General features: G+C 55.9%; 1 protein-coding gene. It reads right to left on the bottom strand.

Features of this window, described 5'->3' with window-relative positions:
* The coding region (locus ACSV5T_RS10065; protein ID WP_438321038.1) for an aminotransferase class I/II-fold pyridoxal phosphate-dependent enzyme at positions 1-230 on the bottom strand (230 nt) is incomplete at its 3' end.
* Between the last annotated feature and the right edge of the window lie 26 nt (positions 231-256).

Raw genomic sequence — 256 nt, forward strand, 5'->3', positions numbered from 1 at the left:
CCGCTAATGTTGAACGGCGGGACGAACTGACGGAAATAAGCGGCGAGTTCGGTCGTCGTGACCATGAAACCGAGGCGGACGTTGGCCAGGCCAAACGCCTTCGATAACGTCCGCAGTACAATCACATTCGCAAATGAATCAAGATGGGCCACCATGCTCGACGTCGGTGTGAAGTCGATATAGGCTTCGTCGACGATCAAGTACGGCACGAGTCCCGCGAGTTCGGCCAATTCAGCGACGCTCCACAATTTACCGG

It is taken from the genome of Veillonella sp. ZSJB6, from assembly GCF_051549505.1.
Taxonomy (GTDB): Bacteria; Bacillota; Negativicutes; order Veillonellales; family Veillonellaceae; genus Veillonella.